The organism is Micromonospora sp. NPDC002411 (genome assembly GCF_053592955.1).
In genome coordinates this window covers 1-26,007 of record NZ_JBSFBM010000055.1, presented here as the reverse complement: position 1 = coordinate 26,007, position 26,007 = coordinate 1, and the positions used below count along the sequence as shown (strand labels likewise).

At 72.0% G+C, this 26,007-nt stretch carries 26 protein-coding genes; 10 read left to right on the top strand and 16 right to left on the bottom strand.

Annotated features, from left to right (window positions below; genetic code table 11):
- Positions 1 to 120 precede the first annotated feature (120 nt).
- The gene (locus ACWCO3_RS09825) at positions 121 to 825 is read left to right on the top strand and encodes a helix-turn-helix domain-containing protein (RefSeq protein WP_244311557.1); all 705 of its coding nucleotides are present in this window, start codon (positions 121 to 123) and stop codon (positions 823 to 825) included.
- 2 nt (positions 826 to 827) lie between these two features.
- Here the strand turns inward: ACWCO3_RS09825 and ung are convergent, their stop codons facing one another.
- From ung to ACWCO3_RS09795, 6 genes are all read right to left on the bottom strand, one after another.
- Positions 828 to 1,529 carry a uracil-DNA glycosylase gene (gene ung, locus ACWCO3_RS09820; protein WP_145778951.1) on the bottom strand — a complete coding sequence of 234 codons (702 nt, stop codon included), beginning with the start codon at positions 1,527 to 1,529 and terminating at the stop codon, positions 828 to 830.
- Positions 1,530 to 1,594: 65 nt separating this feature from the next.
- On the bottom strand, positions 1,595 to 2,077 hold the full coding sequence (tsaE, locus tag ACWCO3_RS09815; RefSeq protein ID WP_145778950.1) for a tRNA (adenosine(37)-N6)-threonylcarbamoyltransferase complex ATPase subunit type 1 TsaE: 483 nt from the start codon (positions 2,075 to 2,077) through the stop codon (positions 1,595 to 1,597).
- The gene (locus tag ACWCO3_RS09810) at positions 2,074 to 3,177 is read right to left on the bottom strand and encodes an alpha/beta fold hydrolase (RefSeq protein ID WP_145778949.1); all 1,104 of its coding nucleotides are present in this window, start codon (positions 3,175 to 3,177) and stop codon (positions 2,074 to 2,076) included. Before ACWCO3_RS09810 ends, tsaE begins: the two co-directional genes overlap by 4 nt.
- A complete protein-coding gene (alr, locus tag ACWCO3_RS09805; protein WP_145778948.1) occupies positions 3,174 to 4,292 on the bottom strand; it encodes an alanine racemase in 1,119 nt (372 codons plus the stop codon). Before alr ends, ACWCO3_RS09810 begins: the two co-directional genes overlap by 4 nt.
- 80 nt (positions 4,293 to 4,372) lie before the next feature.
- Positions 4,373 to 5,842 (bottom strand): NAD(P)H-hydrate dehydratase, encoded by a 1,470-nt coding sequence (locus tag ACWCO3_RS09800; RefSeq protein WP_450009420.1) that lies wholly within the window; start codon positions 5,840 to 5,842, stop codon positions 4,373 to 4,375.
- Between the two features lie 55 nt (positions 5,843 to 5,897).
- Positions 5,898 to 6,266: a holo-ACP synthase gene (locus ACWCO3_RS09795; protein WP_145778946.1), complete on the bottom strand. Its 369-nt coding sequence runs from the start codon at positions 6,264 to 6,266 to the stop codon at positions 5,898 to 5,900.
- 174 nt (positions 6,267 to 6,440) lie between these two features.
- On the opposite strand from ACWCO3_RS09795, the gene ACWCO3_RS09790 reads away from it, so the two are divergent.
- Both ACWCO3_RS09790 and ACWCO3_RS09785 read left to right on the top strand, forming a co-directional pair.
- Complete coding sequence (locus ACWCO3_RS09790) at positions 6,441 to 6,737, top strand: type VII secretion target (RefSeq protein WP_357929731.1); 297 nt, start codon at positions 6,441 to 6,443, stop codon at positions 6,735 to 6,737.
- Positions 6,734 to 8,326, top strand: coding sequence for an alpha/beta hydrolase (locus tag ACWCO3_RS09785; RefSeq protein WP_358165357.1), 1,593 nt, complete (start codon positions 6,734 to 6,736; stop codon positions 8,324 to 8,326). The genes ACWCO3_RS09790 and ACWCO3_RS09785 overlap by 4 nt, the downstream gene beginning before the upstream one ends.
- A gap of 4 nt (positions 8,327 to 8,330) precedes the next feature.
- Here the strand turns inward: ACWCO3_RS09785 and glmS are convergent, their stop codons facing one another.
- Positions 8,331 to 10,244: a glutamine--fructose-6-phosphate transaminase (isomerizing) gene (gene glmS / locus ACWCO3_RS09780; RefSeq protein WP_145778943.1), complete on the bottom strand. Its 1,914-nt coding sequence runs from the start codon at positions 10,242 to 10,244 to the stop codon at positions 8,331 to 8,333.
- 803 nt (positions 10,245 to 11,047) lie between these two features.
- On the opposite strand from glmS, the gene ACWCO3_RS09775 reads away from it, so the two are divergent.
- Both ACWCO3_RS09775 and ACWCO3_RS09770 read left to right on the top strand, forming a co-directional pair.
- Positions 11,048 to 11,557: an MmpS family transport accessory protein gene (locus tag ACWCO3_RS09775; RefSeq protein WP_358165354.1), complete on the top strand. Its 510-nt coding sequence runs from the start codon at positions 11,048 to 11,050 to the stop codon at positions 11,555 to 11,557.
- 226 nt (positions 11,558 to 11,783) lie between these two features.
- The gene (locus ACWCO3_RS09770; RefSeq protein WP_450009417.1) at positions 11,784 to 12,971 is read left to right on the top strand and encodes a pyridoxal phosphate-dependent aminotransferase; all 1,188 of its coding nucleotides are present in this window, start codon (positions 11,784 to 11,786) and stop codon (positions 12,969 to 12,971) included.
- 56 nt (positions 12,972 to 13,027) lie between these two features.
- Here ACWCO3_RS09770 and glmM read toward each other — a convergent pair whose 3' ends face one another.
- The 9 genes from glmM to ACWCO3_RS09725 all read right to left on the bottom strand — a co-directional run bounded on the left by glmM (position 13,028) and on the right by ACWCO3_RS09725 (position 19,573).
- A complete protein-coding gene (glmM, locus tag ACWCO3_RS09765; protein WP_145778940.1) occupies positions 13,028 to 14,386 on the bottom strand; it encodes a phosphoglucosamine mutase in 1,359 nt (452 codons plus the stop codon).
- 116 nt (positions 14,387 to 14,502) lie between these two features.
- A complete protein-coding gene (gene rpsI / locus ACWCO3_RS09760) occupies positions 14,503 to 14,967 on the bottom strand; it encodes a 30S ribosomal protein S9 (protein ID WP_145778939.1) in 465 nt (154 codons plus the stop codon).
- Positions 14,968 to 14,987: 20 nt separating this feature from the next.
- Positions 14,988 to 15,431 (bottom strand): 50S ribosomal protein L13, encoded by a 444-nt coding sequence (gene rplM, locus ACWCO3_RS09755; protein ID WP_088987625.1) that lies wholly within the window; start codon positions 15,429 to 15,431, stop codon positions 14,988 to 14,990.
- 209 nt (positions 15,432 to 15,640) lie between these two features.
- Entirely contained in the window at positions 15,641 to 17,023 is a 1,383-nt protein-coding gene (locus ACWCO3_RS09750; protein WP_358165347.1) for a nitrate/nitrite transporter, read from the bottom strand.
- Positions 17,024 to 17,151: 128 nt separating this feature from the next.
- A complete protein-coding gene (locus ACWCO3_RS09745) occupies positions 17,152 to 17,445 on the bottom strand; it encodes a hypothetical protein (RefSeq protein ID WP_145778937.1) in 294 nt (97 codons plus the stop codon).
- Entirely contained in the window at positions 17,435 to 17,692 is a 258-nt protein-coding gene (locus tag ACWCO3_RS09740) for a DUF6364 family protein (RefSeq protein ID WP_145778936.1), read from the bottom strand. The genes ACWCO3_RS09745 and ACWCO3_RS09740 overlap by 11 nt, the downstream gene beginning before the upstream one ends.
- Positions 17,693 to 17,782: 90 nt before the next feature.
- A complete protein-coding gene (locus ACWCO3_RS09735) occupies positions 17,783 to 18,478 on the bottom strand; it encodes a class I SAM-dependent methyltransferase (protein ID WP_358165344.1) in 696 nt (231 codons plus the stop codon).
- A gap of 136 nt (positions 18,479 to 18,614) precedes the next feature.
- A complete protein-coding gene (locus ACWCO3_RS09730) occupies positions 18,615 to 18,815 on the bottom strand; it encodes a DUF397 domain-containing protein (RefSeq protein WP_450009413.1) in 201 nt (66 codons plus the stop codon).
- Positions 18,806 to 19,573 (bottom strand): helix-turn-helix domain-containing protein, encoded by a 768-nt coding sequence (locus ACWCO3_RS09725; protein ID WP_145778933.1) that lies wholly within the window; start codon positions 19,571 to 19,573, stop codon positions 18,806 to 18,808. Before ACWCO3_RS09725 ends, ACWCO3_RS09730 begins: the two co-directional genes overlap by 10 nt.
- A 368-nt stretch (positions 19,574 to 19,941) precedes the next feature.
- Between ACWCO3_RS09725 and ACWCO3_RS09720 the strand changes: the two genes are divergently transcribed.
- The 5 genes from ACWCO3_RS09720 to nirB form a co-directional block, all read left to right on the top strand.
- On the top strand, positions 19,942 to 20,166 hold the full coding sequence (locus tag ACWCO3_RS09720) for a hypothetical protein (RefSeq protein WP_145778932.1): 225 nt from the start codon (positions 19,942 to 19,944) through the stop codon (positions 20,164 to 20,166).
- Positions 20,163 to 20,438, top strand: coding sequence for a hypothetical protein (locus ACWCO3_RS09715; RefSeq protein ID WP_145778931.1), 276 nt, complete (start codon positions 20,163 to 20,165; stop codon positions 20,436 to 20,438). Before ACWCO3_RS09720 ends, ACWCO3_RS09715 begins: the two co-directional genes overlap by 4 nt.
- Positions 20,439 to 20,643: 205 nt before the next feature.
- On the top strand, positions 20,644 to 22,818 hold the full coding sequence (locus tag ACWCO3_RS09710) for a molybdopterin oxidoreductase family protein (protein WP_450009410.1): 2,175 nt from the start codon (positions 20,644 to 20,646) through the stop codon (positions 22,816 to 22,818).
- Positions 22,815 to 24,254 (top strand): FAD-dependent oxidoreductase, encoded by a 1,440-nt coding sequence (locus ACWCO3_RS09705; protein WP_358051754.1) that lies wholly within the window; start codon positions 22,815 to 22,817, stop codon positions 24,252 to 24,254. The genes ACWCO3_RS09710 and ACWCO3_RS09705 overlap by 4 nt, the downstream gene beginning before the upstream one ends.
- A partial coding sequence (nirB, locus tag ACWCO3_RS09700) for a nitrite reductase large subunit NirB (RefSeq protein WP_450009407.1) occupies positions 24,251 to 26,007 on the top strand: 1,757 nt, incomplete at its 3' end. The genes ACWCO3_RS09705 and nirB, both read left to right, overlap by 4 nt.

Below are 26,007 nucleotides of genomic sequence, written 5' to 3'. Positions count from 1 at the left end.
TCTAGATGCCACAGCGGAATCACGCTCAACAGAACAGGGCACCCCCACCCGAGACGCCGACACAGTCAGCAATCCGGCTCAGCGATGTCGCTGCTGGTTCGGCTGGTTCACCATGCCAGGATGCCGTCCACTCGCCTCGTCACCCTGCTCGGCGCCACGGTGCGACGCGAGCGGCAGCTGCGCGAACTGACCCAACGTCAACTCGCCGAACTCGCCAAGGTCAGTCAGACAGCGATCGCCCGGATCGAGCGCGGCGACCGTGCGCCAAACATCCCGGTGCTGGAACGACTGCTCGCCGCGATGGACGTGCAGTTGGTGGTCGGGGTCGAACCGCTGGACGCGCACCTCGATGCCCGCATCGACGACCTGGCGGTGCGTCCCATCGCGGAGCGGATCGAGGAGCTCGGCCTGGACGAACTGCTGGACCGGCTGCCCGACTTCCCGCAGGTGCTCACCGGAAGCACCGCCGCGTTGCTGCAGGGCGCGCCGGTGCCGGTCGACGCGCCGGAGATCGCCCTGCGCTGGCAGGACTCCAAGCTGTTCACCCGCTGGCTGGAGACGAACTACGGCCAGCGGTGGAACGCCCGCTGGAGTGAGTTCGGCGGAGTGTGGTTGGAGCCGGAGGAGCCGGGCGAGCACCGGTGGTCGACCACGTACGGCGAAATCAGGGCCACCATGTGCGACGAGCTGCCCGAGACGATCGAGGTGCGCCACGGTCGGCGGAGTTACCAGGTGGTGCCGCTGGTCGAGCTGGAGCTGACCGACGCCCGGGCCGCCGAGTTGCTGCGCCGCTATCGGGACCGCCAGCTGACCAGCGGCGGCTGAGTTCAGCCGGCGGTGCGCTCCCAGTCGATGGTGGGCAGGCCGGCATCGGCGAGAGCCTTGTTGGCCGCGCTGAACGGTCGGCTGCCGAGGAAGCCGCGCGGGTTCATCGGGCTGGGATGGCCGGCCTCCAGCACCACGTGCTGCGGGTTGGTGACCAGGGCGGCCTTCTTGCGGGCGTAGCCACCCCAGAGCAGGAAGACAACCCGGTCCGGTGACGCGTCCAACGCCCGGATGGTCGCGTCGGTGAACTCCTCCCAGCCGGCGTTGGCGTGCGAGCCCGGGGTGGCCTGACGGACGGTCAGCACCGCGTTGAGCAGCAACACACCCTGGGCGGCCCAACCGTCGAGGTTGCCGCTGCGCGGCTTGGGAACGCCGACGTCCTCGCCCAACTCCTTGAAGACGTTGCGCAACGACGGTGGCACCGTCACACCGTCGCGGACGCTGAAGCTCAACCCGTGTGCCTGCCCGGCCCGGTGGTAGGGGTCCTGACCGAGGATCAGCACCCGGGTGGCCTGCGGCGGGCACAGTCGATAGGCCGAGAACAGGTCCTCCACCGGCGGGAAGACGGTCTGCGTCGCGTATTCGCGGGCGACGAACTCGCCCAGCGCGGCAGTGCGCGCCGCGTCCAGGTGCGGGGTGAGCACGGCACGCCACTGCTCCGGCAGCAGGGCCAACAGATCCAGGGCGGGGGCGTCGTCGGGCATCAGGAACCTCTCACAGCGCGGGTCGGTCCCCCGCACTCTAGGCATCGGGTACGACAGCGGCCGCCCTAGCCCAGGTCGGCGAGCCGCCGAGCCCAGTCACCACCGACCGGGTCCAGCTCGATGACGCGGGTGTCGTCGTCGCGGCGGTCGATCCGAACCCGCAGGTGCGCGTCGACCAACTGCTCGACCAGGCCCTCGCCCCACTCCACAACTGTCACCGAGTCGTCCACCGAAGCGTCGAGGTCCAGGTCGTCGATCTCGGCACGCGGATCGGTGGCAGCCCCCAACCGGTACGCGTCGGCGTGCACCAGCGCCACCCGACCGTCCCGGGCCGGGTCGGGCCGGTGCACCCGGGCGATCACGAACGTCGGCGAGGTGACGTCTCCGAGCACACCGAGCCCGGCGCCGATGCCCTGCGTGAGCGCTGTCTTGCCGGCGCCCAGCGGGCCGGTCAACAGCACCAGGTCGCCGGCGCGCAGCAGCCCGGCCAGGCGGCGGCCGAACTCCCGGGTGTCCTCGACGGTCGGCAGCTTGACGACGTGACTCACCGTTCCTCCGGCTCTGCGATCGACTCGAGGAACCGCGCGAGCGCGGCGTTGACCTCGTCGGCGTGCTCCAGCATCACCACGTGACCACTGTCTTTGATCTTCACGAACTCGGCGTGCGGCAGCCGCCGGACGATCTCCTCGGAGTGGGTCACCGGGGTGATCATGTCCTTGTCGCCAACCACCACCAGGACCGGGGTCGCCGCCAGTGCCGCCAGCGCCGGGAAGCGCGAGTGGGTGGCCAGGGTACGCAGATAGCGGGTGACAGTGTCGGCCGACGTCCGGGAGTTCATCGTCTCCACGTACGACACCAGCGCCGGGCTTGGCTTGCGGGTGCCGAAGCCGTACTTGCGGGTCAGCAGCCAGGCCACGTTCGACGTCGACTTGCGGGCCTTGTCGATGACCGGCCCGCCGTACCGGGTGGCGTTGCTGACCATGTACAGCACCGGGCCGCCGACCCGGCCGAGCAGCGCGGGTGCGACGAGCTTGGTCTCCGCGATGAGCCCGCCCGACGTGGCCATCAGGACCGTGCCCACCACCCGGTCACCGAACAGCTCCGGGAACAACTCGGCGAACGCCATGATGGTCATGCCGCCCATCGAGTGACCGACCAGGATCAGCGGCCCGTCCGGCGCGGTCCGGTCGATCACCTGGCGCAGCGTCCGGCCAAGCACCGCGAGGTCGTACTCCCCGGTCTCCAACCGGCCGGATCGGCCGTGACCAGGCTGGTCGTACGCCACGATCCGGTAGTCACCGCGCTCGGCGAGCATCTGACGTTGGAAGTGGAACGTCCCCATGTCCAGGCAGAAGCCGTGCACCAGCACCACGGTCGGGTGCCCCGACACCGGCCGGGTCGGCTCGACCACCTCGACGTGGATGTCCGTGCCGTCCGGCAGCTCCAGACGAAACGCGTCGTCGTACCGCTGCTCGCCGAACGTCTCATGCGCGTAGCGGTCGGTCGGGTCGGCCTTGAAGCGGCGGACCAGTGTGCGTTCGGTCGCGACGCCGGCCGCCAGGCCTGCCGCGGCCACCCCCACCGCGGCGCCGACGATGCCGGCGACCCGACCCGCCGCCGTGCGCGGACGCGGGATGCGGTAGCTCATGGCCGTTCGCCGTCATAGATCCGAGGCACGCGCGTGCTGCCGAAGCGGGTGACGATCTCGTAGTTGATCGTGCCGACCGCCTCGGCCCAGTCGTCGGCCGTCGGTTCGCCGTCGACGCCGCTGCCGAACAGGGTCGCCACGTCGCCGTCGGCCACCGGGTCGTCACCGCAGTCGATCACGAACTGGTCCATGCAGACCCGCCCCGAGATGGTCCTTCGCGCTCCGGCGAGCTGCACCGGCCCGGTGTTGGACGCATGCCGGGGAACCCCGTCGGCGTACCCCAGTGGGACCACTGCCAGGTTCGCGTCGGCCTCGGTGGTGTAGGTGTGCCCGTAGGAGACACCGGTGCCGGCGGGCACCCGTTTGGTGAGCATCACCCGGGCACGGGCGGTCATCGCCGGCCGCAGCCCGTACGTCTCACCGGCGACCGGGGAGAGGCCGTAGATGGCAATGCCGGGGCGGACCAGGTCGAAGTGGGTGTCCGGGCGGGTCAGGGTGGCCGCCGAGTTGGCGAGGTGCCGCCAGCGCGGCCGTAAACCGGCCCGCTCGACCATGGCCAACCCCTCGTGGAAGACGGCCAGCTGACGGTCGGTGGTGGGGTGGCCGGGCGAGTCCGCGTACACGAAGTGGCTCCACACACCGACCACCTCGACCAGGCCGTCGGCCTGCGCCTTCGTGGCGGCGTCCAGCAGCGCCGGCCAGTCGGCGACGGTCGCGCCGCCCCGGGACAGCCCGGTGTCGATCTTCAGGTGTAGGCGGGCGGGACGCCCGGCGAGCCGGCTCGCCTCGATCATCTCGTCCAGTTGCGGCAGGCTGGCGGCGCCCAGGTCCACCCCGGCGCTGATCCCCTCGTGCAACGGCAGCCCCGGCGCGAGTAGCCAGGCCAGCACCGGCGCGGTCACCCCTCCCCGCCGCAGGGTGAGCGCTTCGTCGAGGGTGCAGACACCGAGCCAGTCCGCGCCGGCGTCGAGCGCAGCGCGGGCGGCCGGGAGCATGCCGTGGCCGTACCCGTCGCCCTTCACCACAGCCATCAGCTCGGCTGTGGTGCCGGAGCGGAGTCGGCTCACGTTCTCGCGGATGGCGTCAAGATCGACGCGTACCTCGGCCTGCCACATGCACCCAGCCTACTTTCCGCCGTGATCACCGGGGGCGGCGACGCACGCCCCCGGGTGCCGACCCGACCGGGACGGCACGATCAGCCCAGCCGGGCGACAACCGGGCGAAGCGCGGTGACCACGTCGGGCGCGGTCACCGGCCCGCCCCGGGCCGCCTCCCGGCCGGCGAGCCCATGCAGGTACGCGGCCGAGGCCGCAGCCCGGTCGGCGGGCACTCCGGCGGCCAGCAGCGAGCCGAGCAGCCCGGCCAGCACGTCGCCGGTGCCGCCGGTGGCCAGCGCCGGGGTGCCGGTCGGGTTGACGTACGCCCGACCGTCTGGGGTGCCGATCACCGTGCGATCCCCCTTGAGCAGCACCACGGCGTTCATCCAGGCGGCCAGCCGCAGCGCGGAGCCGACCCGGTCGGTGCCAGGCTCCTCCCCGCAGAGTCGGGTGAACTCCCGGTCGTGCGGGGTGACCACGATCGGCGCGTCCCGGCCCCGCAGCCGGTCGGCGAGCGAGCCGTCCACCAGCAGGGTCAGCGCGTCGGCGTCGAGCACCACCGGCACCGGGGCGGCCAGTACGGCGCGCAACTCGGCTGCCGCGTCCGCGCCGGTGCCCAACCCGGAGCCGCAGACCCAGGCCTGCACCCGGCCCGCGTCGGCGACCCGCCCGCTGGCGATCACCGAGGGGTACTGGTGCAGCACCTCGGCGCGGGCGCTGCCGGCGTAGCGGACCAGGCCGGTCGGCCCGGCCAGAGCCCCGCCGACGGAGAGCACCGCCGCGCCGGGGTAGGTCTCCGAGCCGGTGGCGACCCCCACCACACCCCGGGTGTACTTCTCCGACGCCGGTCCCAGCTCCGGCCACCATTCGACCAGGTCGGACCACTCGGTGGCTCGTAGCGCGGGGGTGCCTCGCAGCCACGGCCGCAGCCCGATGTCGACCAACTCCACCTGCCCGGCCAGGGCGGCGGCCGGCCCGACCACCAGTGCGGGCTTCAGCGCGCCGAACGCCACCGTCACGTCGGCCCGCACGGCGGTCGGTCGCCCGGACGCGGACAGCGGAACGTGGCCGGTGTCCACCGCGACCCCGCTCGGCACGTCGACCGCCACGACAGTCGCCCGCTCACCGTCCCGCCCCCGCAGCTCGCCGAGACGTTGGACCACCTCGTCCGCGTTAGCCCGCAGGCCACCGGTGCCACCGATGCCGACGATCCCGTCGAGGACCAGGTCGACCGGGCCGGTGGGCTGCGGCACCAGCCGACCGCCGGCCGCTCGCAGCGCGGCCAACCCGGCGGCGTGCGCGCGCCCGGGGGTGAGCAGCAGGGCGGACACGTGGACACCCCGGCGGGCCAGCCGCTCCCCCGCGTACAGGGCGTCGCCGCCGTTGTCACCGGAGCCGACCAGCAGCAGCACCCGGCCGCCGTAGACCCCGCCGCGCTCGTCGAGCAGGAGAGCGGCCCGACGGGCCAGCCCGGCGGCGGCGCGCTGCATCAGCGTCCCCTCCGGCAGTGTGCCCATCAGCCCTGCTTCTGCCGCCCGTACGTCGGCAACCCGCCACACCGATCTCATGCCACCGTGTCCCATCCCGTTCGCGGGTGGACCGGATCGGCCCGCCCAGCCGACGTCACCGTTCCGCGACCACCATCGCCGACGCGATTCCCCCGTCGTGCGACAACGACAGATGCCAGTGGTTGACTCCACGCGCCTCGGCCGCCGCGGCGACGGTGCCGGAGACGGCGAGCCGGGGGCGGCCGTCCGGGTCGGACACGATCTCGCAGTCGTGCCAGTTGAGCCCGGCCGGCGCACCGAGCGCCTTGGCCACTGCCTCCTTGGCGGCGAAGCGGGCGGCGAGCGACTCCGACGAGCGTGGGGCACCGGCGCGGGTGTGCCGCTCGGCCGTGGTGAAGAGCCGGTCGGCGAGCAGCGGCGTCCGGGCCAGCGCCCGCGCGAACCGGTCGACCAGGACCACGTCGATGCCGACGGCGACGATCACCACACCACCCTACCGGCGGTCGCGGCCGCAGATTAGCCGTCGGGTCCGCGCCGGGCAACGCCTGTGGACAGGCCGGGGTACGCCTCACCGCGGGCTGTCCACAGGGCACCTGACGGCCACCGGTACGGGCCTAGCGTCAGCGCGTCGAAGCCGATCGTCCACGGGGGTGGGGTCATGACCGATGAGTCGTTCGTCGTCCGGCCGAAGGAGTTGCGGGCGGTCGCCGGCACGCTCGACGGCGAGGCGCACCGGCTGGCGCTGGGCCTGGCGGGGACGCCCGGGTTGCTGGTCGCGGCGCCGGAGTGGCGAGCCGGCACGGCGCTGGCCGGTCTGGAGGCGGCCGCGCACACCTGGCTGTGCCGGCTGGGCGCCCGGGTCGCGGTGACCTCGCAGGGGGTGCGGGCGGCAGCCGAGGCGTACGAGACGGTGGACGATCGGGCGGCCGACCGCTTCGCCGCCCTGCCCCGGTGAGCGGCGTCGGTTACCGGCAACTGTGGGCGGCCGACCCGAGCGGGTGGCGGGCCGCCGGGGTGGCCTGGGCCGGGTTGACCGAGCAGGTCGACCGTCGCGCCGGTGAGCTGCGGGCGGCGGGCGGCCGGTTGCGGGATGGTTGGTCCGGCGCGGCGGCCACTGCGGCGGGCTCCCGGCTCGTCGCTCTGCGGGACGAGCTGACGTCGGTCGCGCCCGCACTGATCGAGGCCGATCAGGTGCTTGCCGAGCTGGCCGGACGACTGACGGTGGCGAAGGCGCGGCTCGCCGACGCGGTCGCCCAGGCGGGCGCGGCCGGCCTGGTGGTGGACCGCTCGGGCGGGGTGCACGTCGATCCCGCCCGACAACGGTCCACCGAGCGGGATGGCGTGGCTGCGGCCCTGGTGACGGCCGCCCTGCGGGAGGCGCTCGACGGGGCGGGGGTCGCCGATCGGCTCGCCGCCGACCGTTTGGACGAGCTGGCCCGGGCCGCCGGCACCGGGTGGGCGTCCCCGCCACCGCCGGGCCGACCGGCCCTGGATGCCACGCCGACTCTTGTCCACGCCTGGTGGTCAGGCTTGACACCGGCGCAGCGACGGTGGCTGATCGGGCACGAGCCGGCACTGGTCGGCAGGTGGGACGGCGTGCCGGCGACCGACCGCGACCAGGCCAACCGGCTGCACCTCGGGGTGTGGCGGGAGGAACTGCTGGCCGAGCGGCGCGAACTGCTGTCCCGGGTGCCGCCCCTGCCACTCACGTCGCTCCGGCTGCGTGGCGTCGCCGGCCGGTTGGCCGGCCTGGACGCGCTGGCCGGACGGCTGGCGGCCGGCGGGGAGCCCCGGGCGTACCTGCTCGGGTTGGATCCGGCCGGTGAGGGGCGGGTGGTGATGGCGCTCGGCGACCCGGACCGGGCTGACCGGGTGCTGACCTACGTGCCGGGGATGACCGCCGGCCTGGACGACGCCCCCGGTGAGCTGGGCAGGGCGGCGCGGGTGCTGGACCGGTGCGCGGCGCTCGCCCCGGGTGAGCGCAGCGCGGCAGTGCTCTGGTTGGACTACGACGCTCCGGACTCCCTGACCGAGGCTGCCTCGGCGGGTCAGGCGCGTGACGCCGGTCCGGCGCTGCACCGCTTTCAGGAAGGGTTGCGGGCCACCCACGAGGGGCCACCGGCCCGGCAGACCGTGCTCGGGCACAGTTACGGGTCGCTGGTGGTGGGTGTGGCCGCCCGGGAGCACGGGCTGGCCGCCGACGCGCTGGTCTTCGTCGGCTCGCCCGGGGTCGGCGCGGCGCACGCCACCGAGTTGGGCGTGCCGCCCGGGGAGGTCTGGGCGAGCAGCGCTTCCGGCGACGTGATCCGCGCGGCCCGGTCGGCGGACGAGCTGGGACACCGGGCCCTGCTGGGTGCGGCGCCGCTGGCCGCAGTGCTCGGCTGGCCCGACCGCACCGGGCATGAGCTGTGGTTCGGTCACGACCCGTCGGACCCGGGGTTCGGCGGCCGGGTCTTCGACGGCGGGCGGGGCGGCCACACCGGTTACTGGGACCCGGGCAATCCCGCGCTGGACGGGATGGCCCGGGTCGTGTTGGGTCGCTGAGCGGCTACTCGACGGTGACCGACTTGGCCAGGTTGCGGGGCTGGTCCACGTCGTGCCCACGAGCGGCGGCGATCTCGGCGGCGAGCACCTGCAACGGCACAGTGGTGACGAGCGGGGCCAGCAGGGTCGGCGTACGCGGCACGTAGATCAGGTGGTCGGCGTACCGCACGACGGCCTCGTCGCCCTCCTCGGCGATCACGATGGTCCGCGCACCGCGCGCCCGAACCTCCTGGATGTTGGAGACGACCTTGTCGTGGAGCATGCCCCGGCCGACCGGCGACGGCACCACGCAGATCACCGGGGTGCCCTTGTCGATCAGAGCGATCGGGCCGTGCTTCAGCTCGCCGGCAGCGAAGCCCTCGGCGTGCATGTACGCCAACTCCTTGAGCTTCAGCGCACCCTCCAGCGCCACCGGGTAGCCGACGTGCCGGCCGATGAACAACACTGTCGGCTCGGACTTCAGGTCCCGGGCCAGCTCGCGAACGGGCTCGATCCGGTCGAGCAGCTCACGCAGCTTGCTCGGGATCTCCTGCAACTGGGCGACGACCGCGCCCACCTCGTCGGCGAACTTGATGCCGCGCACCTGGGCCAGGTGCAGGCCGATCAGGTAGCAGGCGACGACCTGGGTGAGGAACGCCTTGGTGGAGGCGACGGCGATCTCCGGCCCACCGTGGGTGTAGAGCACGGCGTCCGACTCGCGCGGAATGGTCGAGCCGTTGGTGTTGCAGATCGCCAACACCCGGGCCTTCTGATCCTTGGCGTGGCGCAGCGCCATCAGGGTGTCCATCGTCTCGCCAGACTGCGAGATCACCACGATCAGCGTGGACCGGTCGAGCACCGGGTCGCGGTAGCGGAACTCGCTGGCCAGCTCCACCTCGCACGGGATCCGGGTCCAGTGCTCGATGGCGTACTTGGCGACCATCCCGGCGTGGTACGCCGTGCCGCACGCCACGATGAAGATCTTGTCGACGTCGCGAAGGTCCTGGTCGCTAAGGCGGACCTCGTCGAGGGCGATCTCACCGGTCTCGGTGAGCCGGCCGAGCAGCGTGTCGGCGATGGCCTGCGGCTGCTCCTCGATCTCCTTGAGCATGAACCAGTCGTAGCCGCCCTTCTCCGCGGCCGAGGAGTCCCAGTCGATGTGGAAGTCCTTGCCGGCGGCAGGCTGGCCCTCGAAGTCGGTGATCTCGATGCTGTCACCGGTGATCAGGACGATCTGGTCCTGACCCAGCTCGACCGCTTCCCGGGTGTGCTCGATGAACGCCGCCACGTCACTGGCCAGGTAGTTCTCCCCGTTGCCCCGACCGACGACCAGCGGGGAGTTACGCCGGGCGCCGACGACCGCGCCGGGCACTGCGGCATCCACAGCGAGCAGGGTGAACGCACCCTCCAGTCGCTGGCAGACCACCCGCATACCGGCGGCGAGCAGCTGCGGGCCGTCCGGCTGACCGGCGGCGCGCAGGTCGGCCAGCGCGGCGGAGAGCAGGTGGGCGGCACACTCGGTGTCGGTGTCGCTGGCGAACTGGACCCCGTCGGCCTCCAGCTCGGCACGCAGCTTGGCGAAGTTCTCGATGATGCCGTTGTGGATGACCGCGACCCGGCCGTCCGGTGCGACGTGCGGGTGGGCGTTGCGGTCGGTCGGGCCGCCGTGGGTGGCCCAGCGGGTGTGGCCGATGCCGGTGGTGCCGTCACCGATGCCGATCGGGCTGGCCGCGCAGGAGGTCGGGTCGTCGGCGGCCCGCTCGGAGAGCACCTTCTCCAGGTTGGCCAGCTTGCCGGCCTTCTTCTCGGTCAGCAGTTGGTCGTCGCAGACGATCGCGACGCCCGCCGAGTCGTAGCCGCGGTATTCCAGCCGCCGCAGTCCGTCGAGCACGATGCTCAGTGCGGGGCGCGCGCCCGCATATCCCACGATTCCACACATGGCCCGCAGCCTAACCCAGTTTCACTCACGTTGGGTGCTCGAAAGTCGGGTTATCGATCACCGAATTTGAGCGATAGGTGGTTGGCGGGTCGCAACGGGACGAGCGTCACAGCCCGCTCGGGGGACAGCGCGGGACAGACGGGGTTGCGGCACGCCTGGAGGTACGAAAGTCTCTCGGCGGGTTACGCGCGCCTGCCCTCGGCCCGTTCGTCCCATACCCGATCCCGTCCGGAGCAGCCATGTCCGACGCGCCGCCGCCCGATCCGTCCCCCTCCTCGCCGCCGGACCCGTTTCCCAGCCCGCCACCGTCGGATCCGACGGCGTCCCCGTCCTCGGCTTCGCTGCCGGCACCCGACCCGCTCGCCCCGGGCCAGCCGTGGGCGCCACCGGCCCCCTGGACGCCCGCGCCGTGGACGCCGCAACCGCCCACGACCGAGTGGACGCCGCAACCGCCCACCACCGGGTGGACGCCCGGATCACCAGCGTCCCCGTGGACGCCCGGATCACCCACGCCCCCGTGGACGCCCGAATCACCAGCGTCCCCGTGGACGCCGCCCCAGCCCGACACCTCGGACCCGACGTACGCGGCGGATCCGACGCACGCCGGTTCGCCCCCGTACGCCGGATCGCCCCCGCCCGCCGGCTGGCCGCCCCACGCCGGCTGGCCCCCGCCTCCCGGGAAGCCGCCGCAAGCTGGATGGCCACCGCAGGTAGCGTGGCCGCCCCACGGTTATCCGCCGCCGTACGCCTACCCGGGTTATCCGCAGTTCAGCGGCGGCCGGAGCACGAGCGCCGGTCGGATCGTGGGGATCGTCGTCGCGGCCTTCGTGGTGCTGGTCGTGCTCGTCTGTGGCTGCCTCTGCGCGGGTGGTTTCCTGCTCGACGAGCCCGGCTCGGACCCGGTCGCCGGGGAGCCGTGGGTCGTTCCTGACGACGGTTGGACCGCACCCACCACACGTGCGCCCATTCCGGAGCGGTCCGGCCCCGCGGCCTCGACCCCGAGCAAGCAGCCGATCACCCGGCCGACGTCGGGGCCGGCCCCGGTGACTGTGGTCTACGAGGTCACCGGCTCGGGTACCGCGGACATCGCGTACTACGACGCCGAGAGCGATCTCATGCATGTCGACGGCGCGACGCTGCCGTGGCGCACCACCATTCGGACCAACGGCCAGACCAGGGTGATGGTCGAGGCCACCGGGCCCGACATCAACAACACCACGCCAATCGACTGCACCGTCACGATCACCGGCGTCGGCAAGCCGGTGGTCATCAAGGAACAGGGGTACTACGGCATCTCCTGCGCACCCGAATGAGGCTGGGCGTGGCCGATCCCGCTTGATCGACACCGGTTCGCCGAGGTGGGGGTATCCGGATGCCGTCGATACCCCGATATCGGCGATCTCGTGTCGATCAAGCGGGCGCGAGGGCGGGCGTGGGCGTGAGGCGGGCGTGGGCGTGAGGCGGGCGTGGGCGTGGGCGAACGCGAATGAGCCCGACGGGTCTGGGGTTCGACCCGTCGGTGGCCTTAGGCTGGCGCAGGTGACGAGCACCGATGTCGACCCGCTGGTGGCCCGGATGCGGCCGTTCGGCACGACGATCTTCGCCGAGATGTCCGCCCTCGCCGTGCGCACCGGAGCGGTCAACCTCGGCCAGGGGTTTCCCGACACCGACGGACCACCGGAGATGTTGGCCGCCGCCGCCGAGGCGCTGCGCGGCGGGCACAACCAGTACCCGCCCGGCCCGGGTATCCCCGCCCTGCGCGCGGCGGTCGCCGCCCACCAGCAACGATTCCAGAACCTGACGTACGACCCGGACGGCGAGGTCGTCATCACCGCGGGGGCGACCGAGGCTGTCGCGGCGAGCATCCTCGCGCTCTGCGAACCGGGCGACGAGGTGGTCTGCTTCGAGCCGTACTACGACTCGTACGCCGCCTCGATCGCACTGGCCGGGGCGGTCCGGCGACCGGTGACCCTGCGCCCGACGGCCGACGGCAGGTACGCCTTCGACCCGGTGGCGCTTCGCGCGGCGTTCGGCCCGCGCACCCGGTTGGTGCTGCTCAACTCACCACACAACCCGACCGGCAAGGTCTTCACCCCGGCCGAGTTGGCCATGGTGGCCGACCTGTGCCAGGAGTTCGACGCGTACGCGGTCACCGACGAGGTGTACGAGCACCTGGTCTTCACCGACGCGGCGAGCCCGCACGTGTCGCTGGCCACCCTGCCGGGGATGCGGGAGCGGACGCTGCGCATCTCGTCGGCAGGCAAGACGTTCTCCTGCACGGGCTGGAAGGTCGGTTGGGCGAGCGGTCCGGCGGCGCTGGTCTCGGCGGTGGTGCGGGTGAAGCAGTTCCTCACGTACGTGAACGCCGCGCCGCTGCAACCGGCGGTGGCCGTGGCGCTGGCCCTGCCGGACGACTACTACACCGGCTTCCGGGACGGGCTTCAGCAGCAACGTGACCAACTCGTCGACGGTCTCACCGACGCCGGGTTCGACGTGCTCGGCTCGGAGGGGACGTACTTCGTCACCGCCGACATCACCGCCCTCGGCGGCCGGGACGGAGTGGAGTTCTGCCGTTCCCTGCCGGAGCGTTGCGGTGTGGTGGCGGTGCCCACGCAGGTCTTCTATGACGACATCGACGCCGGCCGGCGGCTGGTCCGCTTCGCCTTCTGCAAGCGCCCCGAGGTGCTGACCGAGGCGGTCACCCGGCTGCGCACGCTGCGCCGCTGAGCTGGACGGGCCGGGGCTGTGGAGCTGACGCTTCAGCTCCACAGCGCCCATCCGACCTACGACGTGGCAGGGCTGGCGGTGCGAACCTGCTCGGCGATCCGTTCGGCGACCTCGCGGGCGGTCGCCTCGGTGGCGGCCTCGACCATCACCCGCACCAGCGGTTCGGTGCCCGACGGGCGCAGCAGCACCCGGCCGGTCTCACCCAGCTCCGCCTCGGCGCGCTCAGCCTCGGCGCGGACGGCGGGCGCGTTGGCGCCGACGGTCCGGTCGCCGACCGGCACGTTGATCAGCACCTGGGGCAGCTTGGTGACCACCGAGGCCAGCTCGGCGAGGGACTGGCCGGTGGCCGCCATCCGGGCCATCAGGTGCAGGCCGGTGAGCACACCGTCGCCGGTGGTGGCGTGTGCGGGCATCACGATGTGACCGCTCTGCTCACCGCCGAGCGCCAGACCGGAGGCGCGCAACTCCTCCAGCACGTACCGGTCGCCGACCTTGGTCTCGATCAGCCGGATGCCCTGCGCGGACATCGCGAGCCGTAGTCCGAGGTTGCTCATCACGGTGGCGACGAGGGTGTCCTGCGTGAGCGTGCCGGCCTCGCGCATGGCCAGCGCCAGGATCGCCATGACCTGGTCGCCGTCCACCTCGTCGCCGTCGGCGCTGACCGCGACGATGCGGTCGGCGTCGCCGTCGTGGGCGATGCCCAGGTGGGCGCCGTGTTCGACAACGGCCTCGCGCAGCGCCTCGATGTGGTTGGAGCCGCATTCGTCGTTGATGTTCAGCCCGTCGGGCTCGGCGTTGATCGCGACGACCTCCGCGCCGGCCTCCCGGTAGGCGACGGGAGCTACCTCGCTCGCCGCGCCGTTGGCGCAGTCGACCACGACCTTGATGCCCTCCAGCCGGTGCGGCAGGGCGCCGACCAGGTGCTGGACGTAGTGGTCCGCACCGTCGAGCAGGTCGTGCACGCGGCCGACGCCGGCACCGACCGGGCGCTCCCAGGCGGTGGTGCTGTTCGTCTCAACGGCCGCCTCGATCTGCATCTCGATCTCGTCGGGCAACTTGTGCCCGCCGGCGGCGAAGAGCTTGATCCCGTTGTCCGGCATCGGGTTGTGCGACGCGGAGAGCACCACGCCGAGGTCAGCCTTGGCCTCGGCGGTGAGGAACGCCACCGCGGGGGTGGGCAGCACGCCGACCCGCACCACGTTGGCACCGGCGCTGGTCAGGCCGGCCACCACGGCGGCCTCCAGCATCTCGCCGCTGGCCCGGGTGTCCCGACCGACGACGGCGAGCGGCGGATGGCTGCGGTCTGTCTCGGCGAGTGTGTGCGCGGCGGCCACGGCGAGCGCCAACGCCAACTCGGGGGTGAGATCCGCGTTCGCCCGCCCGCGTACGCCGTCCGTGCCGAACAACCGACCCATACCCGCCAACCTCCGAATGAGCACGACCAATGAGGAGAAAGCGGAACGGCCGACCCACCTCCCCGAGCGGGGAGGCGGACCGGCCGTCCGTCAGAAGTACAACGCGCTGGGAAAGATCAGCGCTTCGAGTACTGGGGAGCCTTACGGGCCTTCTTGAGGCCGTACTTCTTGCTCTCCTTGACCCGGGCGTCCCGGGTGAGGAAGCCGGCCTTCTTCAGGGCCGGGCGGTCGTCCGGCTCGTTGACGATCAGCGCACGCGCGATGGCCAGCCGCAGCGCACCGGCCTGGCCGGTGGTGCCGCCGCCACGCAGGTTGGCGATGACGTCGAACGCCTCGGGCTTCTCGGCGGTGACCAGCGGGTCCTTGATGAGCTGCTGGTGCACCTTGCTCGGGAAGTAGGCCTCGAGGTCGCGACCGTTGCAGGTGATCTTGCCGGTGCCCGGGACGATACGGACCCGGACGATGGCCTCCTTGCGCCGACCCACGGTCTGGATCGGGCGGTCACCACGCGGCGCGCGGGCGACGGGCGCCGGTGCCTCGGTGACCTCGGGGGCGACCTCGGTCTCGGTGATGTCGGTCATGCTGCTTCCTTCGCCCGCGCTCACTGCGCGATCTGCTTGATCTCGAACGGCACCGGCTGCTGCGCGAGGTGCGGGTGCTCGGCACCGGCGTAGACCTTCAGCTTCTTGATCAGCTGACGGCCGAGCTTGTTGTGCGGGAGCATCCCCTTCACCGCGAGCTCGATGGCCCGCTCGGGGCGCTTGGTCAGCAGCTCGTCGTAGCCGACCTGCTTAAGACCACCCGGGTAACCGGAGTGGCGGTAAGCGACCTTGGTGTGGCGCTTGTTGCCGGTCAGCGCAACCTTGCCCGCGTTCACGATGACGACGAAGTCGCCCGTGTCGACGTGCGGCGCGAAAGTCGGCTTGTGCTTACCACGCAGCAACGTGGCGGCGTGGGTGGCCAGGCGGCCCAGCACGACATCAGAGGCGTCGATGACGTGCCACTGACGCTCGATCTCACCCGGCTTCGGGCTGTACGTACGCACAGGTCTACCTTGTCTCGTCGTCGGTCTGGGGTCGCGCGCCGAGGTGACCAGATCTTGCAGGCCGGACCAGCGCGCACGAACGACCAAGCGTACCTGATGGGGCACGCCTCTGGATGTCGTACAACAGCAGGCAACGATACCCGGCGCCCCGTCCGCAGGTCAAAACGGGGGTACGGTCCGCCGCACCGACACGCCGTACGTGGCTCAGCTCACACGTTGGCCAGCCGATTGGCCCGGGGCCGCAGGTAGACCACCCAGGTGACAGCGAAGCACAACGCGTACCAGCCGATGAAGGCCAGATAGGCGGCGTCGGCGTTGCCGGAGCCGAGGAACGACTGACGGAACGAGATGTTGACCAGCACCCCGCCGGACGCGCCGACGGCGCCCGCGATGCCGATCAGCGAGCCGGTCATCCGCCGCGCCCACCGGGCGGCCGCCTCCGGATCGCGTCGACCGGTGGCCACGGCGTCCGCCGCCCGGGCCCGGAAGATCGCCGGGATCATCTTGTAGGTGGAGCCGTTGCCGATGCCGGAGAAGACGAAGAGGGCGATGAACCCGGCGAGGTAGAGCCCGAACGAGCGCTCCCGGGCCGCGTACAGCACGGTGCCCGCGCCGGCCGCCATCGCGACGAAGTTCCAGAAGGTCACCCGGGCCCCGCCCAACCGGTCGGCCAGGTGCCCGCCGAGCGGGCGGATCAGCGAGCCGACGAGCGGACCGAGGAAGGTCAGCCAGGCGGCGTCGACCGGGGTGGGGAACCGCTCGGCGAACTGGAGCTGGAGCACCTGGCCGAAGGCGAAGCCGAAGCCGATGAACGAGCCGAAGGTGCCGATGTAGAGCAGTGACATGACCCAGGTGTGCGGGTCGCGGGCCGCCTCGCGCAGCGCGCCGGGCTCGTTGCGCGCGCCGGGCACGGTGTCCAACCAGCGGGCCGCCGCCAGCGCCGCCAGCACGATCAACGGCAGGTAGACCGCCGGGACCAGCCGGGGGTACGCGGCACCGGCGGTGGCGAGGACGGCCAGCCCGACCAGTTGCACAGCGGGTACGCCGAGGTTGCCACCGCCCGCGTTGAGCCCGAGGGCCCGGCCCTTGAGCCGCTCCGGGTAGAACAGGTTGATGTTCGCCATCGATGAGGCGAAGTTGCCCCCGCCCACGCCGGTCAGGCAGGCGAGCACCATCAGGGTGGAGTAGGACACCCCGGGTTCCAGCAGCACCGTCATCGGCACCGTGGGCACCAGCAGCATGAGTGCGCTGATGATCGTCCAGCGCCGTCCGCCGAAGCGGGCCACCGCCAGCGTGTACGGCAGCCGCAGCACCGCGCCCAGCGCGGCGGGTACGGCGGTGAGCAGGAACTTCCCGGCCGGGTCGATGCCGTAGGCCGGGCCGAGGAAGAGCACTGTGACCGACCAGAGGCTCCAGACCGAGAAGCCGACGTGCTCGGCGAAGATCGAGACCCAGAGGTTGCGCCGGGCGATCGGCGCGCCCGTCGTCCGCCAGAAGTCGGGGTCCTCGGGGCGCCAGTCGTCGAGCCGGCGCGCATGGCCGGTGGTGGCCGGCGGTCCGGGGGCGACTGCGGTGCTGGTGAGCGTGCTCACGGCGGCTCCTCCTCGTCGGTGTGACGAGGAGGAACGCTAGGAACGTCGGGTTACCTGACAGTGCCCGTCGCGGGTCGGCCCGGAAACGTGGACCGCACCACGGGTCGGCGGCGGTGGTGAGGTGCCGATCAGAGTTGCTGGAGGATGCGCAGCGCGCGGCCGACCCGGAGCATGGTGTCGGTGTCGGCGACGTCCACGCATTCGGTGAACCACTTCTTCATCGGCGAGGAGATGCGGTCGGGCATCACGACGTACCGACCCATCGACACGGCGAGCGGCGAGTCACGCAGCAGCGATTCCTCGACGACCTCGACCACGATCACGATGGGTACGTCGGTGGAGTTGTAGACGTCCGAGCTGACCACGAGCCCGAGGCGTTCCCGGGCGCCCTCGATGCGCCAGACCTCTCCCCTACGCAGCACGCGGCCGTCCGCCGGAGAGCAGGTCGTTGACCATGCCCACCTCGCGGGCGTCGGCGAGAGCGGCGGACTCCAGGTCCAGACCGGCTCGGCCCACGGCGGCGGCGTGCTGGGTGAAGACCTCGCGCAGCGCCTTCTCCCGGGCGGCCTGGTCCATCCACGCGGAGAGCGACAGGCCCTCGCGCTTGGCGAACCGCCGGGCCTCCTCGATCGTCTCGTCCGTGAACGAGAGAGTCACCTTGGCAGTCATGCCGAGCAGATTACCCAGAGGTATGACCGACAGTCATCCCTGCGCTCACCGGCTCGCCCCCGGGCGGCGAAACGCACAAACCGGTTGTCGTCACGCGGCGCGACCGCCGAACACCGCGAAACGCCACTCCTTGAAGTAGCAGTCGACGTCAACCAGGCCGGCCTCGGCGAGCCACCGGCACTGGTCGGCCACGGTCGCCGGCCGATCGTGGCGCATCCGGGCCCGGGAGCCGGCGATCTCCTCGGGGGACGCACCCAATTCGGTGATCTGCTCCATCCACACCTCGTCGTAGCGCCGGTCCAGCTCCGGGGTCGGGCCGGCGACCTGCTCGGCGTTGACGAACACCCCACCCGGTGCCAGCGCGGCGGCGGCCCGCCGGTAGAGCGCACGCTTGCCGGCGTCGTCCAGGTGGTGGATCGCCAGCGCGCTGACCACCGCGTCGTACCGGCCCGGCGGCAGCTCGTCGGCCAGGTCGGCGTGGACCGTCAGGTATGGCACGGACCGCGCGTCCAACTGGTCGGCGGCGCGGGCGAGCATCGCCGGCGCTCCGTCCACCAGGGTCAGCCGGACTCCGGGCACCGCCGCAGCGAGCAGCAACGAGAGCAGGCCGGTGCCCGCGCCCAGATCCAGAACCTCCGGGGTACGCCCCGCGGCGAGCGCGGCCCGCAACGGCGGCGCGGCGACCTGGACGGCGGTGCCGTAGAAGCTGTCGAAGCAGGGCACCAACCGCCGGCGCGCCTCGTCGTAGGTGCCGGCCACCGCGTCGAAAACGTCCGTCACGCTCATCGCCATCTCCCAAACTTTGAGACAGTTTTCCCACATTATAAGCGCTGCACGGTGAGCGGACCTCATCCTGGACACACGAAAAGCCCCCGGTTCCGTGAGACCTCCAGGACACCGGGGGCGGTTTGTGCTGCACTGGTCAGCCGACGGGGCCGATCACCTTCGCCAGGTCGACGAAGCCGGCCCATGCTGCCGGCTCGAAGGTCAGCGTCCCGCCGTCGCGGTCTTTGGTGTCGCGGACGAGGACGACGCCGGGGAGATTGCCAGCGACCTCGACGCACGAGCCTCCGTTGTTTCCGCTCTTTGTGCTCTTACGCCACTGCGCGCCGGTCAGGTCCATGATCCCGCTGCTTTCCTGATCAGGTCGAGGGACTGTTGACGGGAAAGAGCCTCACTTCTGATGCGTTCCCACCTGTGATTGAGCGTAGCAACGTCCGCAGCTCCATTAAGGATCTGCGCCCGCACCTGGCTGTCGATATGTGCGACCTGCCCGCCGTCGGGCAACTCGGCCACGATGAACCCCCCGCCGAGGCCCGGATACATCCCGACGTCCTGCGGCACTACGAGCACCTGAACAGCGGGCAGTGCCGCGCATTGCGCAAGGTGGGCGACCTGCTCACGCATCAATGACCGGTCGCCATACGCCGATTGGTACAGGACCAGTTCGTGGACGACTGTGACCAGAAGGGGTGGACGTTCGCGGCGAAGGATGGCCTGGCGGTCGATGCGGGAGGCGACCACATCGTCAACTTCGTCAAGCGTCAACGCTTCGCCCGTCAACGTCGCCCGCGCATACGCGTCCGTCTGCAGAAGGCCGGGCACCCAGGTGTGCTCGAACCACCGGATCGCAACGGCTTCACGTTCCCAGTCGACCCACTCGCGCAGCCATTGCGGCTCGCGCCGCTTAAGGACATCCGGCCAGAGGTCCCCAACGTCCCTCCCGAGGAGCGCAGCCAGCTTTGCGCGCCGACGGGGCTGCGGCACGCGTCCCGGGCTTATCCACCGCGCTGCCGTTTTCGGATCCACCCCCGTCTGAGCTGCAAGACTCTCGGCTGTCTCACCAGCTTCGGCCATGGCTAATTGAAGTGCATGGTTCATCCCGCCTCCACGAAGAACGTCCCGAACGTCCCCGGGAATAGGGCTACGTCGTGTACTGATCCCATCGCTCTCGGCAATGTAACCGGCAGACGGCGCGGCCGGTAGGGACCCGAGACCCGGCGGACGCGTTCGTGTCGGGGCCGCCCTTGGCCTGCCGCAGATCTTGGACAGTTTCCGTTCTCGCGTAACGGAAACTGTCCAAGATCTCCACGGGTGCACCACGGGCGGCCCTTCCCACAGTGACGATTAGGGGAGAGCGCGCCGTGCCGGATGAGCCGCACGATCGGAGACCCGAGCCGAAGCCCACGCCACGGCGACCGCACACGGGTGAAGTCCTGCACCTGACCCGCGCGGCGAGTGTGCAGTTCATGCGCCCGATCTTCGTCCGGGTGATTCGCGTACTCGACTGGCCGACGTACGACGGGTGGCTGTGGATCGACGGTTACCAGCTGGCCGCGAAGGGTGCTGCGGTCGCGCGCCGGAGCCTGTTCGTGATGTCGGCGGGCCTGATCTGGCCGGACCCGCCCGCCCCAGCAGCCCGTCGCCCGACCACCGGCGCGCCAATCAAGCGCGGTCCGGTGAGGGTCGGATGAGCCGCCGACCTCGCCCGCACCAGCCGATGCGCCCGGCGTGGCTCTGCCGTAACTGCGCGGCGCCCTGGCCGTGTGCACCGGCTCAGCTTCACCTGGCGACCGAGTTCTACGGCCATTCGGTCGCCCTGGCGTTCTACCTGGCAGCGAACATGCAGGATGCGGTTCACGACCTGTACTCCCTGGGCGTTCATCCTGACCCGCGGGCACTCCACGCCCGGTTCCTCGGCTGGCTGTCACTGACCCGCCGACCACACCGCTACGACGTGCGCTGACCGACCGTGGGGTGACGTGCGCTGCCGCTGTGGAGCTGATGTCGCAAACGAATCAACAGTCGATGTCGTAAACGATTCAGCTCCACAGGCTCGAACCCGCACCCTCCAACGGGCTCGCTGCCCCGGTGCGGTGTGAGCCCCACTTGACAGGACCGAAACAGAAGGGACCCGGACCGGAAACCGCTCGGCGGCACGCTTTCCCGACATGACAGACGGTGCACAGTCGGCAACTCGACCGGGGCTTACGCCCCGGGAGGTGGCGACGCACTGCCCGTACTGCGCCTTGCAGTGCGGCATGACGCTGCGCGAGGACGACACCGGTGTGACGGTCCACCCCCGCCAGTTCCCCACCAACCGGGGCGGGCTCTGCCAGAAGGGTTGGACCGCCGCCGAACTGCTCGACCACCCGGAGCGGCTGACCACCCCGCTACTGCGCGACCCGGCCACCGGCGAGCTGCGCCCGGCGAGCTGGGACGCCGCGCTCGACCGGATCGTCACCGGCATCCGCGCGATCCAGGACGACGCCGGCCCGGACGCGGTGGCCGTCTTCGGTGGCGGTGGCCTGACCAACGAGAAGGCGTACGCGTTGGGCAAGTTCGCCCGGATCGGGCTACGCACCCGGCACATCGACTACAACGGACGGTTCTGCATGTCCTCGGCCGCGGCCGCCGGGATGCGGGCCTTCGGCATCGACCGGGGGCTGCCGTTCCCACTCGCCGACCTGGGCCGGGCTGACACGCTGCTGCTGGTCGGTGCCAACCCGGCGGAGACCATGCCACCGCTGGTGCGCTGGCTCACCGAGCAGCGCCGCAACGGCGGACAGCTGATCGTCGTCGACCCCCGCGTCACCGCGACCGCCCGTCAGGCCGACCTGCACCTGCAACCGCTGCCCGGCACCGACCTCGCGGTGGCCAACGCGCTGCTGCACATCGCGCTCACCGAGGGGTGGGTCGACCGCACCTACGTGGCCGAGCGCACCAGTGGTTTCGAGGCGGTACGCCGGACCGTCGCCGCCTGGTGGCCGGCCCGCGCGGAACAGCTCTCCGGGGTGCCGGTGGCCGATCTGGAGGCGACCGCCCGCGCGTTGGGCACCGGCGGACGCGTGATCATCCTGACCGCGCGCGGCGCCGAGCAGCACGCGAAGGGCGTCGACACGGTCACCGCGTACGTCAATCTGGCTCTCGCTCTCGGCCTGCCCGGCCGGGACGGTTCGGGGTACGGCTGCCTCACCGGTCAGGGCAACGGCCAGGGCGGGCGGGAGCACGGGCAGAAGGCCGACCAGCTCCCCGGCTACCGGAAGATCGACGATCCGGCGGCCCGGGAGCACGTCGCCGAGGTCTGGGGGGTGACAGCCGACGAGCTGCCCGGCCCGGGTGTGCCGGCCTACCAGTTGCTCGACTCGCTCGGCACTCCGGACGGCCCCCGGGCGTTGCTGGTCTTCGGCTCCAACCCGGTGGTCTCCGCGCCCCGGGCGACCCGGATCGAGCGGCGATTGCGTGACCTCGACCTGCTGGTCGTCGCCGACCTGCTGCTCTCCGAGACGGCCGCGCTGGCCGACGTAGTGCTGCCCACCGCGCAGTGGGCCGAGGAGGACGGCACGATGACCAACCTGGAAGGTCGGGTGCTGCGTCGTCGCGCGCTGCGCAACCCCCCGCCGGGCGTACGCACCGACCTGGCCATCATCTCCGACCTCGCCGCCCGACTGGCGACCGCCGAAACGGCCGTCATCGGAACGGCCGGCACCGGGTCACCCGGCGCGCGGCCGGAAGCCGTTGCGGCAGCACGGTTCCCGGCCGACCCGGCCACCGTCTTCGCCGAGCTGCGTCGGGCCTCCGCCGGTGGGGCGGCCGACTACGCCGGAATCAGCTGGGCCCGGATCGACGACCAGGACGGCGTCTACTGGCCCTGCCGCACCGAGGACGGGCCGGACACGCCACGGCTCTTCGCCGACCGGTTCGCGACCCCGGACGGAAGGGCCCGGTTCCACAGCGTCGACCATCGGCCCGCCGCCGAGGAAGTCTGCGCGACGTACCCGCTGCACTTCACCACCGGCCGGGTGCTGACGCAGTACCAGTCGGGCACCCAGACCCGCCGGGTACCCGCGCTGCGGCGGGCCGCCCCGGAGGCGTTCGTCGAGTTGCACCCCGATCTGGCCGCCCGACTGGGCGTCGACGACGGCGACCCGGTGCGGGTCACCTCGCGTCGGGGCGAGTTGTGCGCCCCGGCCCGGCTCAGCGCCGGGATCCGACCGGACACGGTGTTCGCCCCGTTCCACTACGCCGGAGCAGGACGGGCCAACTCGGTGACCAACGACGCGGTCGACCCGATCTCCGGGATGCCCGAGTTCAAGATCTGCGCGGTCCGGGTGGAGAAGGCATGACCGCCCGGGTGGTGATCGTCGGCAACGGCATGGCGGGCGCCCGCCTCGCGGGCGAACTGCACGCCCGGGAAGGGGACCGGAAGGTCACAGTGCTCGGGGCGGAGCCGCACCGCGCGTACAACCGCATCCTGCTCTCCACACTGCTGGCCGGACGCATCGACGAGCCGGACGTGGAGCTGACCGAGGCCGCCGGGCACGGCATCGACCTGCGCACCGGCGTACCGGTGACCGCCATCGACAGGTCCGCGCGGGAGGTCCACACCAACGGCGGCGAACGCATCGGGTACGACCACCTGGTGCTGGCCACTGGCGCACGAGCGGTGGTGCCGCCACTGCCCGGCCTCGATCCGGCGGACCTCCCGGAGCGGGTGGTTCCCTTCCGGACCCTGGACGACTGCCGGCGGATCCTCGCCGCAGCGGACGGCGCACGCAGCGCCCTGGTGCTGGGCGGCGGTCTGCTCGGCCTGGAGGCCGCCCGGGGCCTGGCCAGCCGGGGGTTGACCACCACAGTGGTGCACCCGAGGGAGCACCTGATGGAACGGCAGCTCGACCCGGCGGCCGGTGCGGTGCTCGCCGGCACGCTCGCCGGATTCGGCGTCACCGTGCAACTCGCGGTACCGGCGACCGGCGTAGCCGCCGACGCCGACGGCGTACGCCTCGACCTCGCCGACGGCCGGACGTTGCACGCCGACCTGCTGGTGCTCTCCTGCGGCGTACGCCCGGACACCGCCCTGGCGCAGGCCGCCGGGCTGACCGTCCGGCGCGGGGTGGTGGTGGACGACCGGCTCCGCACCGACGACCGCTCCATCTCGGCGATCGGCGACTGCGCCGAGCACGACGGTGTGCTCAGTGGGCTGGTCGCGCCCGCCTGGGCCCAGGCGCGGGTGCTCGCGGACGTGCTGACCGGGACGGACCCGTTGGCGCGGTACCGCCCCCAGCCGGTGGTGACCCGGCTCAAGGCCGCCGGGATCGACCTGGCCTCGATGGGTGACCCGGTCAGCGGCGGGCCGGGCGAGGAGCTGACCTTCACCGACCCGGCCCGGGGCACGTACGCCCGGCTGCGGATCCGCGACGAGCGGCTGATCGGCGCGATCCTGCTCGGCGACAACCCGGCCGTCGGGACGGTGATCCAGCTCTTCGACCGTGGTCACCCGGTCCCGGCCGACCGGCGGGCACTCCTGTTGGGCCGGGCCCTGGGCACGACCGGCGCGACCCCGGCCGCGTCACCGGCGCTGATGCCGGACGCGGCCACTGTCTGCCAGTGCAACACAGTGAGCAAGGGCGCACTCGTACGCAGTTGGCGCTCCGGAGCCCGGACTGTCGACGCGGTGGTGGCGGCGACCCGGGCCGGCACCGGCTGCGGCGGGTGCCGGGACGCGGTGGGCGGCATCGTCGACTGGCTGAGCCAGGCGGAATCGGTGGAGGTGACGCGATGAACGGCGGCGATCTGGTCGTCATCGGCAACGGCATGGTCGGGCAGCGCTTCGTCGACGCGCTGCGCGCTCGCGACCCGGAGGGCCGCTGGCGGGTGACAGTGCTGGCCGAGGAGCGACGCCCGGCGTACGACAGGGTGCGGCTCTCGGCGTACTTCGATGGCGTCAGCGAAAGCGAACTCAACCTGTACACACCGCACGACGGGGTGCTGCTGCGTCTGGGCGAACCGGCCACCGCCATCGACCGGGTGCGGCGGGTGGTGACCACCGACGTCGGCGAGTACCAGTACGACGCGCTGGTGCTGGCCACCGGGTCGTACGCGTTCGTGCCGCCGGTGCCCGGCGCGGAGCTGCCCGGGGTCTTCGTCTACCGGACGCTTGACGACCTGGCGGCGATCCGGTCGTACGCGGAGGGCCGGCGGGTCGGCGCGGTCATCGGTGGCGGGTTGCTCGGGTTGGAGGCGGCGAACGCGCTGCGGCTGCTCGGCCTGAGCACCGACGTGGTCGAGTTCGCGCCCCGGCTGATGCCGGTGCAGGTGGACCAGGCCGGCGGCGCGATGCTGCGGCGCTACGTCGACGAGTTGGGCGTACGGACCCATCTCGGGGTCGCGACCAGCGCGATCCGACCGGGCCCGGACGGCGCGGTGGCCGCGCTGGAGCTGTCCGACGGTGGTGCGCTCGACGCCGAGCTGGTGGTGGTGGCCGCCGGTATCCGGCCCCGGGACCAGCTGGCCCGGAACGCCGACCTGCCACTGGGTCCGCGCGGCGGGGTGCTGGTCGACGAGACCTGCCAAAGCGCCGACGAGCGGATCTGGGCGATCGGTGAGTGCGCGGCGGTCGACGGCATCTGTCACGGACTGGTGGCGCCGGGGTACGCGACGGCTGAGGTGGTGGCCGACCGGCTGGTCGGCGGCGCGGCGACGTTCCCGGGCGCGGACACCGCCACCAAGCTCAAGCTGCTCGGGGTCGACGTGGCCTCGTTCGGGGACGCCCACGGTGTGACCCCCGGTTGCCTGGACGTCACCTTCACCGACCCGGCCACGCGGGTCTACGCGAAGCTGGTCCTCTCCGACGACGCGCACACCCTGCTCGGCGGAGTGCTGGTCGGTGACGCCAGCGCGTACCCGACGTTGCGGGCCAGCGTGGGGGGCCCGCTGCCGGCGGCCCCGCTGGCGCTGCTCGCCCCGGACGGTGGCGGGGCGGACGCCGGGGCCCTGCCCGCCGAGGCTCAGGTGTGCTCCTGCAACGCGGTGACCCGGGGCGACGTGGACGCCGCCATCGCCGGCGGCTGCGCGGACGTGCCGGCGTTGAAGGCGTGCACCCGGGCCGGCACGAGCTGCGGTTCCTGCGTGCCGATGCTGAAGCAGCTCCTGGACGCGGCCGGCGTGGCGCAGTCCAGCGCGCTCTGCGAGCACTTCGACGTCAGTCGCCGGGAGTTGTTCGAGATCGTCCGCGTACGCGGCATCCGCACGTTCTCCCGGCTGGTCGCCGAACACGGTCGGGGGCGCGGCTGCGACATCTGCAAGCCGGTGGTGGCGTCGATCCTCGCGTCGCTGGGCAGCGGGCACGTGCTCGACGGTGAGCAGGCGTCGTTGCAGGACACCAACGACCACTTCCTCGCCAACCTGCAACGCGACGGCAGCTACTCGGTGGTGCCGCGTATCCCGGGCGGCGAGATCACCCCGGAGAAGCTCATCGTGATCGGCGAGGTGGCCCGGGACTTCCAGCTCTACACGAAGATCACCGGCGGGCAGCG

Excerpts from the sequence above, each read along its gene's own strand:
- ACWCO3_RS09825 (WP_244311557.1), top strand. The coding sequence starts at position 121 with ATGCCGTCCACTCGCCTCGTCACCCTGCTCGGCGCCACGGTGCGACGC.
- ung (WP_145778951.1), bottom strand. The coding sequence starts at position 1,529 with ATGCCCGACGACGCCCCCGCCCTGGATCTGTTGGCCCTGCTGCCGGAG.
- ACWCO3_RS09810 (WP_145778949.1), bottom strand. The coding sequence starts at position 3,177 with ATGAGCTACCGCATCCCGCGTCCGCGCACGGCGGCGGGTCGGGTCGCC.
- alr (WP_145778948.1), bottom strand. The coding sequence starts at position 4,292 with ATGTGGCAGGCCGAGGTACGCGTCGATCTTGACGCCATCCGCGAGAAC.
- ACWCO3_RS09800 (WP_450009420.1), bottom strand. The coding sequence starts at position 5,842 with ATGAGATCGGTGTGGCGGGTTGCCGACGTACGGGCGGCAGAAGCAGGG.
- ACWCO3_RS09790 (WP_357929731.1), top strand. The coding sequence starts at position 6,441 with ATGACCGATGAGTCGTTCGTCGTCCGGCCGAAGGAGTTGCGGGCGGTC.
- glmS (WP_145778943.1), bottom strand. The coding sequence starts at position 10,244 with ATGTGTGGAATCGTGGGATATGCGGGCGCGCGCCCCGCACTGAGCATC.
- glmM (WP_145778940.1), bottom strand. The coding sequence starts at position 14,386 with ATGGGTCGGTTGTTCGGCACGGACGGCGTACGCGGGCGGGCGAACGCG.
- rpsI (WP_145778939.1), bottom strand. The coding sequence starts at position 14,967 with ATGACCGACATCACCGAGACCGAGGTCGCCCCCGAGGTCACCGAGGCA.
- ACWCO3_RS09740 (WP_145778936.1), bottom strand. The coding sequence starts at position 17,692 with ATGACTGCCAAGGTGACTCTCTCGTTCACGGACGAGACGATCGAGGAG.
- ACWCO3_RS09735 (WP_358165344.1), bottom strand. The coding sequence starts at position 18,478 with ATGAGCGTGACGGACGTTTTCGACGCGGTGGCCGGCACCTACGACGAG.
- ACWCO3_RS09730 (WP_450009413.1), bottom strand. The coding sequence starts at position 18,815 with ATGGACCTGACCGGCGCGCAGTGGCGTAAGAGCACAAAGAGCGGAAAC.
- ACWCO3_RS09725 (WP_145778933.1), bottom strand. The coding sequence starts at position 19,573 with ATGAACCATGCACTTCAATTAGCCATGGCCGAAGCTGGTGAGACAGCC.
- ACWCO3_RS09720 (WP_145778932.1), top strand. The coding sequence starts at position 19,942 with ATGCGCCCGATCTTCGTCCGGGTGATTCGCGTACTCGACTGGCCGACG.
- ACWCO3_RS09715 (WP_145778931.1), top strand. The coding sequence starts at position 20,163 with ATGAGCCGCCGACCTCGCCCGCACCAGCCGATGCGCCCGGCGTGGCTC.
- ACWCO3_RS09710 (WP_450009410.1), top strand. The coding sequence starts at position 20,644 with ATGACAGACGGTGCACAGTCGGCAACTCGACCGGGGCTTACGCCCCGG.
- ACWCO3_RS09705 (WP_358051754.1), top strand. The coding sequence starts at position 22,815 with ATGACCGCCCGGGTGGTGATCGTCGGCAACGGCATGGCGGGCGCCCGC.